Source organism: Aminobacter sp. P4_D5 (assembly GCF_056401815.1).
In genome coordinates this window covers 1-16785 of sequence record NZ_JBFUIP010000126.1, presented here as the reverse complement: position 1 = coordinate 16785, position 16785 = coordinate 1, and the positions used below count along the sequence as shown (strand labels likewise).

General features: G+C 61.8%; 7 protein-coding genes. 5 read left to right on the top strand and 2 right to left on the bottom strand.

What is annotated here, in order from left to right; genetic code table 11:
- The coding region (locus tag AC1DWF_RS22430; protein WP_476842072.1) for a type I polyketide synthase at positions 1 to 4864 on the bottom strand (4864 nt) is incomplete at its 3' end.
- Positions 4865 to 5132: 268 nt separating this feature from the next.
- Between AC1DWF_RS22430 and AC1DWF_RS22425 the strand changes: the two genes are divergently transcribed.
- From AC1DWF_RS22425 to AC1DWF_RS22405, 5 genes are all read left to right on the top strand, one after another.
- Positions 5133 to 9803, top strand: coding sequence for a MupA/Atu3671 family FMN-dependent luciferase-like monooxygenase (locus AC1DWF_RS22425; protein WP_476789348.1), 4671 nt, complete (start codon positions 5133 to 5135; stop codon positions 9801 to 9803).
- Positions 9803 to 10504: a 4'-phosphopantetheinyl transferase family protein gene (locus tag AC1DWF_RS22420; RefSeq protein ID WP_476786341.1), complete on the top strand. Its 702-nt coding sequence runs from the start codon at positions 9803 to 9805 to the stop codon at positions 10502 to 10504. Before AC1DWF_RS22425 ends, AC1DWF_RS22420 begins: the two co-directional genes overlap by 1 nt.
- Complete coding sequence (locus AC1DWF_RS22415) at positions 10501 to 11790, top strand: glycosyltransferase family protein (protein WP_476789346.1); 1290 nt, start codon at positions 10501 to 10503, stop codon at positions 11788 to 11790. Before AC1DWF_RS22420 ends, AC1DWF_RS22415 begins: the two co-directional genes overlap by 4 nt.
- 4 nt (positions 11791 to 11794) lie before the next feature.
- A complete protein-coding gene (gene glf, locus AC1DWF_RS22410) occupies positions 11795 to 12922 on the top strand; it encodes a UDP-galactopyranose mutase (RefSeq protein WP_476787315.1) in 1128 nt (375 codons plus the stop codon).
- A 167-nt stretch (positions 12923 to 13089) separates the two neighbouring features.
- Positions 13090 to 14025: a hypothetical protein gene (locus AC1DWF_RS22405; RefSeq protein ID WP_476804492.1), complete on the top strand. Its 936-nt coding sequence runs from the start codon at positions 13090 to 13092 to the stop codon at positions 14023 to 14025.
- A 9-nt stretch (positions 14026 to 14034) separates the two neighbouring features.
- Here AC1DWF_RS22405 and AC1DWF_RS22400 read toward each other — a convergent pair.
- Positions 14035 to 16785 (bottom strand): glycoside hydrolase family 9 protein (locus tag AC1DWF_RS22400; RefSeq protein WP_476842071.1); only part of this gene is annotated, 2751 nt, incomplete at its 5' end.

Below are 16785 nucleotides of genomic sequence, written 5' to 3'. Positions count from 1 at the left end.
CCCACAGCGCGTGCGACGTTGCATGGCCGGGCGCGAGGTCGAGCGCAAATCCGGTGGCGATATCCAGCAGCGCTGGATGCGCGATGAAGCCAGTCGCGATATCGCCGCGATAGGCCCGGTCGAGTCTGAGTTCGGCAAAGGCTTCCCGGTCTCCGCGAGCAAGCGAGCGCAGCACCTTCCAGCGCGGCCCGAAGCGGATGTGGTCTTCCTGGACGGAGCGTAGTGCTGCTCCATCCTCGGCGCGCTGGCATGCGATCAATCGCGCCGACGCTGCTGCCAGTTCCGCGGGGGCATGGGGCTTGGCGCGACGTTTGCGCAGTGTCGCTTCGCTGTGGAGGGTGAAACCTTCCGACACCAATTCGGCATCGACGGCGGTGACGAACACGCGCTGCATGTCGCCGTCCGCCGCAAACCGCACGCGAAGGATCTTCTCGTTCCGGTCATCGACTTCAAGCGGACGAAGGAAGAAGAGATCTGCGATCTCCTGGTCCTGATCGGCGCCGTACTCTTTCATGGCCTGGGCGATGATCTCGATAGTGCCGGTACCTGGCAAGATGGCCTGTCCCGAGACGAGCCGATGCTCGTCGAGCATCCAATGGCTTCGCGGTGAAATGCGTGTCTCGAGCCACACCTCGCCTTGCGCGTCCTCCACCCATTCGTTGAAGAACGGGCCCTGTGCTGCGCCACGTTGTGAGATTGGCGCTTGGATCTGGACCGTCTGGCCTGTGGCTCGCGCGGCCAGCCCGACATCGTTCCAGACGCCCCAGTGCAAGGCAATGGTCTTCCGCGCCTGATTGGAGAAGCGGCTCTCCGCATAGGCGTTGAGATAGGCATTGGCGGCGACGTAGTCGACTTGCCCGGCAGGTGCGGTGTCGGTGCTGGTCGACGAAAACAGCACTAAGAGGTCGAGAGGCCTGTCTTGGAAAACCTGGTCGAGGACCACGGTGCCGTGCAGCTTCGGCGACAGCACTGTCTCCATCTCCTCCAGCGTTTTCAACTGGATCAGATTGTCATCCACGAGACCCGCCGCGTGGAACACGCCATTGATGTCGCCAAAGGTGGCGCGCGCCTTGTCGGCTACCACAGTCATGTCTTCGACGTTGCTTACGTCAGCCGTTAGGTAGAGCACCTCCGCGCCCTTTGCCTCCAGGGTCTGGATCGCTTCGATGGCGCGACGCGTGCGGTCGCCGCGCGAAAGCAGAAGGGTCCGCTTTGCCCACTCATCCCGAGGCGGAAGTGCCAGCCGCCCGATCAGAACCAGTTTTGCCTGGTGACGTGACGCCAGTTCGCCCGCGATGACCTGCGCGAGATCTCCCAGGCCACCGGTGATCAGATAGACGCCGCCTTTGCGAAGCGGGCTGGCTTCTGCGCTGGCGTCGGCCAACAAAAGCTTCTCGTAGCTGCGGACCCAGCGCTTGCCGTTTCGATAGGCAACCGTTTCAGAAGCGGGCGAAGCGAAGATATCGTCCCACAACTGGTCGATTTGTTGGCCCAGTAGCAAGCTAGCGACGTCGCTTGCCGGCTTCCGTGACCGCAGCAAGCCGCCCTTCTCTGGCAGCGGCGGTGCGGAAAATTCGAGGTCGATGATGCGGACCGTGGCGCCTTGCATCTCCTTTGGCATGACGAGCGCTGGACCAAGGACGGTGGCTTTTTCCGGGTAGGGCAGGGCCTCGCTCCCCACCCGCTGCATACCGTTTGTCACGACCGTGATCTGCGGCTCGAAGCCCTCGATGTCGCCCAGCGCCTGCGCGGTGAAAAACAGGCTCTGGAAGCCGCGTTCCTGATTTCGGCTGAAGAAGTTGGAGCCAGGGCGGAAGGTTTCCGCACCCGTTACGAGCCAGAGGTGCACGATGCGTTCAGGGACGCCGCCGTCGCCGGCAAGTCCAGAAAACAGCGCGTCATAGCCTGGCCGCCCTTGTTCGGGGCACAGCGTGTAGTCGTCGGCGCCATGTCGAACAAAGCCGTCGCCTGCCTTGACCGTCGCAACGCGATGTCCCTTGGCGCGAAGCCGCTCGACTAGTGCTGAACCAAGGCCGGTCTCGTCCACGAAAATAAGCCAGGACGCGGGTTGGGTGTCGGCGTCGATCGTCACGTCAGCCAGCGCCTGTCTCCAGCTTGGACGGTAACCCCAATCCGCCATATCAGGCAGCTTGGCGATGAAGTCCTGTTCGCTCTCGTTTGCTGCCGCTGCGACGCTGCGCTCGATGAAGTAGCGCTGATGCTGGAAAGGATAGGTTGGCAGCGACACGCGGCGCGCGCCGCTTCCCTCCCATAGCTTGGTGAGAGTCACATCGAGCCCGGTCGCCCAGGCGCGGCCCATTGCGGCGAGGAAGTGCACGCGGTCGTCGGTGACCTCGTCGGCATGCGGCAGGCTGTTGATGACCTGGTTCGCCTCGATGCCGGGCTGAAGCTTGACCAGCGACGACAGGGCGCGGCTCGGCCCGACCTCGACATAGACACGCCCTGGCTGCCCCGAGAGCGTGGCCAAGCCCTTGGCGAAATTCACGGTCGAGCGAAGATGCCGGACCCAGTAGAGCGGGTCGCGCGCCTGAGTCTCGCTGAGCCATTCACCGGTCAGGTTCGAGACGATCGGGATGGTCGGCGCGCGCAGGTCGATGCCGCGGAGGAAGGCTTCGAATCGGCCCAGGATAGGGTCCAACATCTGCGAATGCGCGGCGATGTCGATGGCAATGCGCGATGCGTCGATACCGTTCTCGGCCAGCCTGTTGCTCAGCGCTTCCAGATCCTCGTTGCGGCCCGAAACCACGCAGAGTTCAGGTGCATTCACCGAGGCGAGATCGAGGGCCGGGTTCATGTGTTGCGATAGCGCTTCGGGTGACAGCGGAACTGACAGCATGCCGCCGGCCTCGACCGTGTCGAACAGCTCGCCGCGCAGACGAACGAGATTGACCACGTCCCGGAAGCTCATGACGCCTGCGATGYAGGCAGCGGCATTCTCGCCCATAGAGTGGCCGATCAGCGCCGATGGCTTGATGCCCCAGCGCAGCCACAGGCGTGCGATGGCGATTTCGACAATCAAAATGGCGGGAAGTTGTACCGAGGGCAGCAGGAAATCCCTGGCCGCCTGGGATGGGTCGGTGTCGCGGGCGAGCCAAACGCGGCGGATCTCGGATGCGGCTTCCGATTTGAGATAGTTCAAGCCTTCATCGACCGTCGCTCGGAAACCTGCGTCCTCGGCGTAGAGGCTGCGCGTCATGCCTACATGCTGCGCACCGCCTCCGGGGAACAGGAACACGGCATTTGCGGCTTCGATCGTGCTGTGGGTGTGGGCGCGCTTCGGGTCGGAACCGGAGAGTAGGGCCATCGCCTCGTCGCGGCTGCGTGCCGCGACGGCGCGGCGATGTTCGAAGTGCTTTCGGCCCGCAAACAACGTGTAGGAGACGTCGGCAAGCGCCGGTGATGGCTGTCGCACCAGTTCCTCTCCGACTTGCTCCATCGCACGGTCGAGCGCCTTGCGGTTCTTGGTGGCAAACAGGAAGAGCTGTGGCTCTCGTTCGCCCGTGCTCGCTGTACCGGCTGCCGGCTTGGGCGCTTCCTCAAGGATCGCATGCGCGTTCGTGCCGCCGACGCCGAGCGAGTTCACTGCCGCGCGTCGCGGCCCGGCGCCTTTTGGCCAGGGGGTCAGCTTGTCATTGACGATGAACGGGCTACGAGCGAAGTCGATAGCAGGGTTGGGCTTTTCGAAGTTCAGCGTCGGCGGCATTTCGCCATGCTTGAGCGCCAATGTCGTCTTGATGATGCTGACCACACCAGCGGCGGTGTCGAGGTGCCCGATATTCGATTTCACCGAGCCTACACGGCAGAAGCCGGTGCGCGCAGTGCTCTGCCGGAAAGCCTGGGTCAGCGCCTCGATCTCGATCGGATCGCCGAGATAGGTGCCGGTGCCATGGCATTCGACATACTGGATGTCATCGGCTGAGACACCGGCGAGACCTTGCGCCTCGATAATCGCCTCGGCCTGGCCGGTGACGCTCGGCGCGAGATAGCCGGCCTTGCTGCTGCCGTCATTGTTGACGGCGGTCGCCTTGATGACAGCGTGGATGATGTCACCGTCGGCGAGAGCGTCTGACAAGCGCCGCAGAACGACCACGCCGGCACCGCTGCCGAAGACGGTGCCGTCGGCGCGATGGTCGAAGGCGCGGCAATGGCCGTCGGTCGAGAGAATTTCGCCGTCCTGAAAGAGATAGCCACGCCGGTGCGGCAACTCGATCGTGACGCCGCCAGCCAGCGCCATTTCGCATTCGCCGGCAAGCAAGCTCTGGCACGCGCTATGAATTGCGACGAGCGAGGTCGAGCAGGCGGTCTGGACATTTATGCTCGGGCCGCGAAGGTCGAAGGCGAACGAGGCGCGGGTGGCCAGGAAGTCCTTGTCGTTGCCGGTATGGCGCAAAAGGAACATGCCGACCTGGTCGACGAGCTGGCGATTGCTGCAGACGTTGAAGTAGAAGTAGGAGCCCATGCCGCAGCCGGCGAAGACGCCGACGGGACCGGCACTCGAATCCGGCGTGCGCCCGGCATCTTCCATGGCCTCCCAGGCGCATTCCAGGAAATGCCTGTGCTGGGGATCCATGATCGCCGCTTCCTTGGGGCTCAGCCCGAAGAAGTCGGCATCGAACATCTCCATGCCTGGCAGTTCGGAGGTGCGGCGCACATAGTTCGGCAGATGGATGCGCGCAGCGGACTCACCGCTAGCCAGCAGTTCTTCTTCTGTTAAGTCGCGGATGGATTCCACGCCGCCACGCAAATTGTCCCAAAATTCGCGGACATTTCGCGCGCCAGGCACGCGAAGCGCCATGCCGACAATGGCGATGTCATTCGGCGACATCTGATCGGTTTCATACATCACAAAATGTCCGCCGTTCCATTTGGCATTTGTCAGTGCGTCGTCCCCGACCGCAACACCAGCCAATATCTATCCGTCCTGCAGGGCAAATTCAGCTTAAGGAACAGGGAAGTGAAAACGACGTTAAGMCTTCCGTCCGGAGGGCACACTTGTGGCGCGTTCGACGATATTGACTCCGCTGCAATGAAACAGCCTTAACCAAACATTGAAGTCTTGATGGAAAAGAGGGCAGGTATACTCATTCTTGTTTAGATCAATTCGCATACAGATGCCGCAACAATCGCAGTTCATGGGGTCGGGCTACATGCCTTTTGGGCAATTGAAATGCGTTCTGATCGGGGACGAGTCGCTTCTGGTGCAATGCGCCGAGATCGTGCGATCGCATGGCCATGCCATCGCGATGATCGTGACGGACAGCGCGTCGATCCGAAATTGGGCGCAAGCCCTTGGCCTCCCTGTCTGCGCGTTTGACAGCGAAGTTGAGGTGCGGCTTGCGAATGTTGACTATGACTGGCTTTTCAGCGCAGCCAACCTGCGCATCATTCCCGATGCGCTTTGGCGAACCGCAAGGCAAGGTGCGGCGAATTTCCATGACGGCCCCCTGCCACGCTATGCCGGCCTCAACGCCCCGGCCTGGGCGATCCTGGAAGGMGAGGCAAACCATGGCGTCACCTGGCACGCGCTGACGGCACGTGTCGACGAGGGCGAAATCTACTCCCAGCGCATGGTCGAGATCGGCGCGGATGAAACGGCACTCACGCTTAACACCAGATGCTTCGAAGCCGGTATCGCCACCTTCGAGGAGATGCTGTTCGCCATTGAAGCGGGCACGCTTGCGCCGCGGCAGCAGGATTTGTCGCAGCGAAGCTATTTTGCCAGGGACCGTCGGCCATCGGCGGCTGGAACGCTGCGCTTCGATCGGGATGCGCAGTCCTTGTCGCGTTTGGTGCGCGGGCTCGATTTCGGCTCGGGCTACGCCAACCCATTGGCTCGTGCGAAAATCCGGACGGAGGACGGCCTGTTCGCCATCACGAAGTTCGAGGTCGTCGGCCACACTGAGGGACACCCCGCAGGCACGGTGATTTCGGTCTCTGATGACGGCGCAGTCATTGTCGCGGCGGACCAACAGGTGCTGGTGCAAGGAATTGGTCTTGGGCGCAATGCGGGCAAGACGCTGAGTTCCCGCCCTCATCTTGGGATGCGCCTGCCGCTGTTGACGGATGGCGAAGGGCAGGCGCTGGACGAGGCCATCGCCCGGGCCGCTCCCCATGAGGGGCGCTTCCGCAAGGCGCTTGGCACAGCGCGCGATATTGACCTGCCCGACGTCAAGGCGTGGTCGCATGACGGCGTGCCCCAGGTTATCGCGCAGCCATTGCGGATGCCGGTCCAGGAAGGTTCGCGTGCAGCCACCGTTGCGGCCTTTCTGGCGCGCTTCTCCGGCCAGGATTCACTCGACATCGCCTATGGGACAGACGCCACCGTCGCGCTGGACAATCAGTTTCCCGGGTATTTCGCGACATCAGTGCCGTTCCGCATCGAGTTCTTGGATGGTGAGACGGTCGAGATTTTCATCGCGCGGACAAACCAAGCTTTGGGGCAGCTGCGCGAGCGCGGCACTTATGCGTCCGATCTCGCGGAGCGCGTTCCCGGATTGGCCCTTCCGCGCCTGACCATTGGGTTGGTTGAAGCAGCTTCACCCTCCCGGGCAAAGCTCATCCAGGGGACGGCGCTGACATTTGTGCTCGGCGCAGATGAGATGCTCGTGCTGGCCGATCGTGCTCGGATCGCGGATCGCGACCTTGCGGACATGCTCTCCCGATTGGGCATTTTCGCAGGTAAATTTGTCGGTGGCGGCATGGTTTCAGATCTTCCGCTTATGTCGGAAGAAGAACGCCAGCGAGTGCTCTTCGGCTGGAACCAGACCACGCGCGATCACGATCGCACCGTCTGCGTCCACACGCTGATCGAACGCCAAGCCGAGCTGACGCCTGATGCTATTGCGGTCTCTTTCCGCGACCGGCAGCTCACCTACCGTGAACTCGATGAAAAGGCCAACTGCGTTGCCAACCGCCTGATCGAGCTCGGCGTGAAACCCGACACGCTGGTCGGCCTGCATGTCTCGCGCTCGCCAGAGCTGGTCATCGGCGCGTTGGCCATCCAGAAGGCAGGCGCTGCCTATGTGCCGCTCGATCCGATGTTCCCAGCCGAGCGGCTGGCCTTGATGGTCGACGACAGCGGGGCGCCGGTGGTGCTCAGCGAGCGAGCACTCGACGGTGCACTGGCAGTTGACGGTGCCCAGCGGGTGAACATTGAGGACATCCTCGCTGTTCCAGGCAGTGCCGAGCGGCCGCGGAGCGGCGTCACCTCGGCCAACTTGGCGTACATGATCTACACGTCGGGTTCCACCGGGCGCCCCAAAGGCGTGATGGTCGAGCATCGCAATGTCGCGAATTTCTTCGTCGGCATGGACGACCGCATTACGATCGACGAAGCCGGGCAGCCGGTGTGGCTAGCCGTCACCAGCCTGTCCTTCGACATCTCGGTGCTGGAGCTCTTCTGGACACTGGCGCGTGGTTTCAAGGTGGTGATCCATGCAAGCGACGTGCATGACCACAAGAACGCGGCACCGACTGCAGCGCGCCGCCGCGCGAGCGGCAAGGCGCCGATGGATTTCGGCCTGTTTTACTGGGGCAATGACGACGGAGCGGGGCCGGCAAAATACCGGCTGTTGCTGGAAGGCGCGAAGTTCGCCGACGAGCATGGTTTCCAGGCGCTGTGGACACCTGAGCGACATTTCCACGCCTTTGGCGGTCCCTATCCGAACCCGGCGGTGACAGGAGCCGCCGTTGCTGCTGTGACGAAAAACCTGGCGATCCGCGCCGGTTCCTGCGTTCTGCCGCTGCATCACCCGGCACGAGTAGCCGAGGAGTGGGCGGTTCTCGACAACATCAGCAATGGTCGCGTCGGCCTCGCCTTCGCCTCTGGCTGGATGCCTGAGGATTTCGTGCTGCGGCCGGAGAACGCTCCGCCGCACAACAAGGCCGCCATGCTGCGCGATATCGAGACAGTTCGGCGCCTATGGCGTGGGGAGAAGGTCGACTTTGATTTCGGTGAGGGCAAGATCGGAGTGGTCACGCAGCCGCGACCCGTGCAGAAGGAATTGCCGGTCTGGATCACCACTGCGGGCAATCCGGAGACCTACCGCGAAGCTGGGCGCATGGGCGCGAATGTGCTCACCCACCTGCTCGGCCAGTCGATCGAAGAGCTGGCCGGCAAGATCCGCGTCTATCGTGAGGCGCTTGCCGAGGCAGGCCACGACCCGAGCGCGCACAAGGTCACGCTCATGCTGCATACCCTGCTTGGCGGGGACCGTGAGGAAGTGCGGGAGCGTGCGCGCGGTCCAATGAAGGACTATTTGCGCAGCGCTGCGGCACTGATCAAGCAATATGCCTGGGCCTTCCCAGCCTTCAAGAAACCGCAGGGCGTGGCCCAGCCGATGGACATTGACCTGCAGTCGCTGCAGGCCGACGAACTCGACGCTATCCTCGAATTCGCCTTCCTGCGCTATTTCGAAGACAGCGGCTTGTTCGGCACGGTCGAGGACGCGCTCAATCGCGTCGACCAGATCGCGGCTATCGGGGTCGATGAGGTTGCCTGCCTGATCGACTATGGTGTGCCGAGCGACATCGTGCTGGAGCGGTTGAAGCCCCTGGCCGAGGTGGTCACACGGGCGCGCGACATCGACGCTGGCCAAGCGATACCGCAGAGCGCGCTTGCCGCCGACATCGCCGCTCATGGCGTGACACATCTGCAGTGCACGCCGTCCATGGCCCGCATGTTTTTGGTCAATGAGGAGGATAGGCTGGCTCTCATGCAGGTCCGCCATCTCCTTATCGGCGGCGAGGCATTGCAGGCCTCACTGCTCGCCGAACTGCGCAAGGCGACCTCCGCGGCAGTTGAAAACATGTATGGCCCGACGGAGACGACCATCTGGTCGTCGACCATGACGGCGGACATCACAGATGGCGTGGTACCGCTCGGCAGGCCGATCGCCAACACACAGCTCTACGTGCTCGATGCGGCGTTGCGGCCGGTCGCACCTGGGATGGCTGGCGAACTCGTCATCGGTGGGGAGGGTGTGGCACGCGGCTATTTCGGCCGTGATGAACTGACCAGCGAGCGCTTCGTGGCGAACCCTTTCGCCGACGGCAGGATGTATCGCACCGGCGACCTCGTGCGTTACACGGCCGACGGCGTACTGAAGTTCCTCGGCCGCACCGACCATCAGGTCAAGGTGCGCGGCTATCGCATCGAGCTTGGCGAGATCGAGTCGCAGATCGCGGAGTTCCCCGGTGTCGCCGAGAGCGTTGTCGTGGCTCGCGAGGATCGCGCCGATGACGTCCGCATCGTCGCCTATCTGCGGCTCAGGGAAGGAAAACTCGACGAAAATGCCCTGCGCGCTCATTTGGCGAAGTCGCTGCCGGAATATATGGTGCCGGCGCATTTCGTGACGCTCAACGCCTTTCCGTTGACGCCAAACGCCAAGGTCGACCGCAAGGCGCTGCCGAAGCCGGAGGCGAAGCGAGAGGCCGAAACCGAGATCTATGTCGCCCCTGTCGACAATGTGCAGCGCCAGATCGCCGAAACCTTCCGTCGGGTTCTAGGCGTGGAACGCGTCGGGCTCAATGACAGCTTCTTTGCACTAGGAGGTCATTCCCTCCTTGCGGTGCAGGCGCATCGGGAATTGAAGGCGTCGATCGCAACCGACATCGCCATCACCGACCTGTTCCGTTTCCCGACTGTCGCGGCACTGTCTGGGCATCTTGCCGATCGCGGCAAATCGGACGAGCGGCTTAGCCAGGTTGCCGATCGCGCTGCTATGCGACGTGCCGCACTCGGCGACCGACGCGCTGCGATGCAGCGCATGCGAGATGGCTGATGAGCCTTTTCGCCGGGCTCTTCACTGCGGATGTAGCGACAGCGCAAGGGGATCCCCGGTCGCTGGCCGCGGTGCTGTATCCCGTCGAGCAGTCCTACGTGTCGCGAGCTAAGGAAACCCGTCGTCGGGAGTTTGCGGCAGGCCGTGCGCTGGCGCGCCAAGCCATGGCGTTGCTAGGGGGGCCGCAGGCCGCAATCCCTGCTGCGTCGGATCGGGCGCCGGTCTGGCCGGACGGGTTCGTCGGAAGCATCAGCCATTGCACCGACTGGTGCGTCGCAGCAGTGGCGCGTCAAAGTGAAGATTGCAGCTCAATCGGCATTGACGTCGAACCGGTCACGCCACTGGACGAGGATCTGCTGGATGTGACCTGCACCGAGGCGGAGCTTATCTGGCTGTATCGTCAGCCGGCCGCGGAGCGCCTGATCCTTGCCAAGGCAATCTTCAGTGCCAAGGAAACTTTCTACAAGAGCCAATACCTCCTGTCGAAGAAACTCATCGACTTTCATGCAGTGACGATCCTGCTGGATGTGGCCAGGGGCCGCTTCACGGCGTGCCTTGAGGTCGATACGGCGCCGTTTTTGGCCGGTCAGATCTTTGAAGGGCGCTTTCGCATTGCATCGGGCTTCATTGCAACTGCGATGACCCTGTCACGGCGCATGACCACCGGCCCTTCGATCGTTCATCATGGGAGAATGCAATGACGCGCGCGGCCGGGCGGCAAGCGATCCAGCGACTTTTGCGGGGCTTGCGCCGCCGCTGGGCGCGCAGCGCCTTATCCTACCGATACGGAGTTGCCGAGAGCGCGGTACTCGGGGCGGTGAGCAAGCGCAAACCGGTGCTCCGGCTGCTGCTTGTCAGCGATGGGGCCGAGTATACGAGCGAGCAGCAGTTTGCGCCGCTGGTACGGCATCAGCGCGCGTTGCGTAGCCAATTGGGGATCGTATTTCGCTTGATCTCACTGCAATCGGCCCTTGCCAGCCCTGGCGCATTCTTTCGCGAATTCGACGCGGTCGGGCTCAAGTTATCGTTCAGATCCAGCCCGGAGGCTGTCGAGAAGGCGCTGACGCATTTCCGTCAGGCGATCGACAGGACAAAGACGAAACTGGTCTATTTCGACGGTGACGACGACCAGAGCATACAATGGCCGAACGTCTGCGAAGCGGTCGACCTGTATGTCAAGAAGCATGGCTTCGCCGATATCTCGGCGTATCGCAAGGCGTACCGTTCGACTGCAAATGAGATCAAGATCAACAACCTTACCGACTATGTTTCGCGGCTCGCAGAGGGCTACGTCCAAGACCAACCGGTTACGCCGGTCCCTCCCAGTGATGAATGCCTGGGCAAGCTGCATATAGGCTGGAACATCGCGCTCGACGACAAGATCGAGCAGCTTGTCGCCCGGCCGGACGAGGGTACGGTCCAAGACCGTTCCATTGACATTCTCTGCCGCGCCCACGTTCCTTCGGAAGTCTGGATTTCGCCGATGCGGAGCTCCGCGATCGAGGCGGTGACCAAACTGTCCAGCCGCTTCAACGTGCTGGCGCCGCGATCGCGTGTGTCGCAGGAGGAGTACAATCGGGAACTCACCCGCAGCCGCATATGCGTCAGCCCGATTGGCTTCGGCGAGCTGTGCTGGCGCGATTTCGAAGCGATCCTTGCGGGCTGCCTGCTTGTGAAGCCCAGCATGGACCACATCAAGACGAAGCCGAACATCTTCGTTCCGCACTCTACCTATGTCCCGGTCCGCTGGGACTATTCGGATCTGGAGGAGCAGTGCGCTTTCTATCTGGAAAATGAAACCGAAAGAGCAGCCATCGCCTCGAGCGCGCGTTCGACACTGCTGACTGCCCTGACAGAAGAGTGGTTCCTGTGCGAGTTCTCGGAGCTGATGGCAAAATTGACCGCAAGCGAGACTTCGGCCATCCAGCGTGAGACAGCGCTGGCGACCGAAGGCTTGTCCGTTTCGTTTCCTCCGGCTGCAGAGTAGCTCGATGTATGACTGGTTGATCGTGGGTGCCGGATTTGCAGGCTCGGTTCTTGCCGAGCGGATAGCGAGCCAGCTCAACGAAAAGGTGCTGGTTGTTGATCGACGCGACCATATTGGCGGCAATGCCTACGATATGCATGACCAAGCCGGCGTGCTGATGCATCGCTATGGGCCGCATATATTTCATACAAATTCGCAGCAGATCTTCGACTACCTGTCGCACTTTACGGACTGGCGTCCCTACGAACATAGGGTCCTGGCCGAGGTGGACGGGATGCGAGTGCCAATTCCCATCAATTTGGATACCGTCAACAGGCTCTACGGGCTCAATCTCACGTCGGAGGAGTTGGAGGGCTGGTTCACTGAACGCGCCGAAGTGGTCGAGGAGGTCCGGACATCGGAGGATGTGGTCGTCTCGAAGGTCGGTCGCGAACTCTATGAAAAGTTCTTCCGCGGATACACGCGCAAGCAATGGGGCATGGATCCGTCGGAGCTTGACAGGTCGGTCACTGCACGCGTCCCCACCCGCACGAACCGGGACGATCGCTACTTTACCGACGAGCTCCAGTTCATGCCGAAGGACGGCTACACCCGTCTCTTCGAGAAGATGCTCGATCATCCAAATATTGAGGTGATGCTGGAGACTGACTATCAGGACGTCCGGTCAAAAATCCCCCACCGACGGCTGATCTACACCGGGCAAATCGACGAATATTTCAACTTTTACTACGGGAGGCTGCCTTACCGGTCGCTGAAGTTCGAGCACGTGACGCTGAACACGCGCTGCTTCCAGGAGGTCGGCACGGTGAATTTTCCTATGACACAGGACTACACCCGCATTTCCGAATACAAGCACATGACCGGCCAGGATCATGCGCAAACCACGGTAACTTATGAATATCCGTCGGCCGAGGGAGATCCGTACTATCCAATCCCCAAGGCCGAGAACGAACGCTTGTACAAGCAATATGAGCGGCTTGCAGGCGAGACGCCGGATGTGTGGTTCGTCGGCAGATTGGCGACTTATCGCTACTACAACATGGATCAGGTTGTCGGACAGGCGCTGGCAACCTTTCGCCGGATGTCTGCGGCGAGGGAGGCCCAACCCCAAGATGCGGGCGCACCGGCCTGATGCGGTTTTTCCGTTGCTTGCTCGCGCCGGTACTATGTCTTTTTGCCTTGGCGGTTCCCATGTTACCAGATGCAGCGAAATCGGCGTCGAAGCCTGAGCAGCCGCCAGTGGCAACGGCTTCACCGCGAAGCCTCTTTGTATCCGGTCACAGCCTGACGGATCGGCCCATGCTGGAGAAATTGGCGGAAATGGCTGCCAGTGCGGGCCAACCCATTCTCTGGAATATGCAGAACATTGGCGGCTCTTCGCTCGAGCAGCGCTCCATGGGCACCGATCCTACGCGTCCTTGGTCCGGATTCAGCTCGGGGGCTGATCGTGATGGCAGTCCTGTCGACGTCTTGGCCGAGTGGCGCGAACCGTCAGTTGGGGGCAGAGCCTACGATCTTCTGCTCGTGACCGAACTGCACTCCCTGCTCGATACGCTTATGCGGCAGGGGACCGTGCGCTATCTCGCCGAGTTCCAGCACCGTTTCCTTGAAACCAACCCCTCTGGGGCGATTTGGTTCATGTCTCCGTGGCTCGATGTTTCCGACAAGGAAGACCCAAGCGATTGGATCGATTATGAGCGGCGCGCTTCGCCGGTTTGGCGATGCGTCGTGCAAGCCGCCAGCGCTGGCGCTGCGCCTGGCCAACGCGGACCCACCATCGGCTTCGTCCCGGCGAGCCTCGCCTTGGCTGAACTAGTGGACCATCTCACCAGCGCTCCCCGCGCTGGCTTCGAGAATATGACACCGGGCGATATTGTGCGTTCGCTGTTTACCGACACCGTCCATCTGACCGATCTTGGTGAAACCTATACAGCGCGGATCGTCTTTGCGACGATTCATGGGCCGGATGCCGCAACAGTTGGCATGCCGAACGGGGTGGGCGACGCCCGGGCGCAGACGCTGAAGGCCTTCGCTACAGAGTTCCTGCTCGGTTATCGGGCAGATGAACCTTTTGAGGAATGCACCAGCGGTGTTTCGCCTTCCTTTGCATGGGCCTATGCAGGTTACGCCAACAAAATCTATCGCTCCGACTTTTCCTGGCCGCGCGCAGCTATCCAACGGTGGCGCGATACTGCGCGTTTCGGCTGGAACCTGCGCAATGCCTTTGCCGATTGATCTTTCGCGTTATTGCCTGCCGTGGAGATAAAGCGCCAGTGCGGCCATCGTGCCGATGGACTGATGCACCGTATATTCCTGCTGCATGATGACCGACGGGTGCTCGACCAGATATTCATGATAGGGCAGGGAAAAGCGCGGTGGTTCGATGCGCCGCTGCGCTGCGTTTTCGGCAGTGCCTGACTCCGCTAGGGGCGACCAAGGTGGCCCGAACACCCAGCTATAGGCGGTCGCGGCTTGCGGCGCGAAACCGAAGATGGTGATGCCGCTTGGCGCGGCGACGCCCATTGCGCGGTGATCCTCGTGCAGCGGATGCTGGATCTGCCTTGTCCCGATTCCGGTCACGAAGCTCAGACCCACCTGATTGACCCCAACCATGGCCTGATATCCCTGTTCCATGACCCGCAGGATCTGTGGGTCTGATGACAGAAGATGTGCGCGCATCAGCGTTTGCACCTGGTTGTAGTCCGGCGCTCCGCCTTCGCCCCAGCCCGCGGGCGCGTTGGGATGCTTCATGTTCGGGTAGGCGGCATGTTGCTGCGCGCCGGTGATGATTGCGGCTTCCGCGACGAACCTGGCTGTAATCTCTTCGCCTATTCCCGCATCCGCGCCTGCAGTCTTGAAGTAATCCCAGGCAGCGTCGCCCATGTGGGCAAAAAGCCCCTGGTCCTCGCGCCACGAGGCTTCGAAAATGCCACGGTGTTCCGGGCTGCCAAGAAGCCTGTAGAGTGCCGCCGCAGCAGTGCGGCGATATTCCTTGGCGACCTTTTGCAGTTGCTCGCGGCGTGCAGGCCAGCCATCTGGTCCGAACACGCCTGTCTCGGCCGCCGCCGCGATCGCTTCGTCATAAAACGCATCGGGGTCCGCGTAGCCGCGTTCCGCGGCAGCCCACGCGGCTTGAGCACTGTTCTCGAACAGGGTGGCAGCGTCAGGTTTGCCTAGCATCTTCAGAACGCGCGCCAGCTTGGCGGCGACAGCAGCGTATTTGTAAGTCGAGATATGGTCTGGCGCATAGGCATAGACCTCTTGCCGTTCGAGATAGCTCGGCTCGCCCAGCAATGGATGCGCTGCGCTTTCGATGCCGCCGCGAATGCTGCCGTCGTCGGTCTGGAGCCGGCGGAAGAAGTCCATGGCCCAGATTGCTTCCTGGACAAGATCAGGCAGGTCGTCGGTATCGCGATAGGCCGGATTCGCCAGCAGGGCGCTTGAGCTAGGCACATTGAACTCGAGTGCGCGCTGGCCCTCGGGCAACGCCTCAAAGGCGTCGAGTAATAGTGAGGCCACCTCGACATGCTGGATGCGACGGTCCCAGTCCCCTGCATCCATGTAACCGCCCCAATAACTGTCCGGCGCTTTTCTTTCGGCACGCCAGCGCGGTTTCACACCCTCCTCGAAGGGGATAAAGCCCGTATCGAAATTCGATGACCAGGCCAGTGGCAGCCTGCTTTCGACGATGGACATATCGGGGCCGGGTCGGAATGCGACTGGCCGCTGATAGCCAAAGCGTCCGTCGATCTCGATACCGCTGCGTTGGTGATACAGCCCCGTCATCGAATTGCGCGCGGCCTTCAGCCAAACATCCGATTCCACCGCAAATGGGTCGGAAACACCGAGACCGGGAATACGAAGACGGAATGGTCCGCCAGATTCTGGCGTCCAGGCGGAATAGTCGAGTTCGAAAACGAAGGTTCCGGCGCGGTTGGCGCTGTGCGCAGGGGCGACGGTTGCCCCAGAAGAAAGCGCTGCCGGAAGCGCCCCCTCCTGATCGGCCAGCGTGAATGCGTTGGCCGTGGCGTCGGCCACAGTGGCAAAGACCGAACTGGCATCTTGTTCACCGCCCAGCCGCTCGAGGCCCACGCGTTGGCCATCGGTCAGGCCGTGTGGCGCAACCGTTGTCACGCGCAGCGTATCAACGTCGAGCGATCGGATTGCGATGCGCGGCGAATTCGCCGCTGTGTAGTCGAGCAAAGTTTTGGGCAAGCCATTGCCCGGCTCGGCGTCCCCAGGGCTCTTGCGTAGACTTATGGCGCCGGAAAAGACCGTGTTGCCTTGCGGATCTATGACATCGAAACCGTTGATGCCGTAATCCCTGAAATCGACAACACCGTCGTCCTTGCCGCCGGGCAGCCAAAGCGCGAGGCAGGCGGTTTTCGCTGCGTCCTTGCTCGTATGCCCAAGTTGCGTGGAACGGATCGCCATTGCGCGGGTCGTCCGGTCGTCGAAGATGAAGCTTTGGTCCGCAAGCATGCCGTTCGGCCAGCGTATGACATGTTCGCCCTGGGGCAGGGGGCCATCAAGCTGGAGATAAATCTGGTGCTTGAAAGCGGCACCCGTGCGCGTGTCGCCATTCGGGCCGGGGTAGAGCCCGGAATCGTAGGGCATGGATTTACGATGAACTGCAATGACGCGACGGCCGCCGATTTCACCGTAGATGCCGGCGGCATCCACGCTGTCGCGGTCAAGGAAAATGCTTGGTGGCGCGTCGGCAAGCCGCGCATGGTCCGCCTTCGGCCCGATGACTAGACCGGATGTACCGTCGACAGAGATCCAGCGTCCAAGCATCTGGGGCTTTGGCTGTGGCAAGGCCACGATCTGCCCGCGCGAAAACGACGGATCGCGCAGCTCGACAGCGATGATATCGGGCGTCGCCATGGTGACTTCCCCAACTTCGATCGCCGGCGAACTGGCTCGAGCAGTCGCCGGGAAGGCCAGCAACGCCATGATGAGGATACGAAAAGCGAAGACCACGTTATCGTTAAC

What these genes read in the sequence shown, in the direction of transcription:
- glf (WP_476787315.1), top strand. Translation starts at nt 11,795, where the DNA reads ATGTATGACTGGTTGATCGTGGGTGCCGGATTTGCAGGCTCGGTTCTT.
- AC1DWF_RS22415 (WP_476789346.1), top strand. Translation starts at nt 10,501, where the DNA reads ATGACGCGCGCGGCCGGGCGGCAAGCGATCCAGCGACTTTTGCGGGGC.
- AC1DWF_RS22420 (WP_476786341.1), top strand. Translation starts at nt 9,803, where the DNA reads ATGAGCCTTTTCGCCGGGCTCTTCACTGCGGATGTAGCGACAGCGCAA.
- AC1DWF_RS22405 (WP_476804492.1), top strand. Translation starts at nt 13,090, where the DNA reads ATGCTGGAGAAATTGGCGGAAATGGCTGCCAGTGCGGGCCAACCCATT.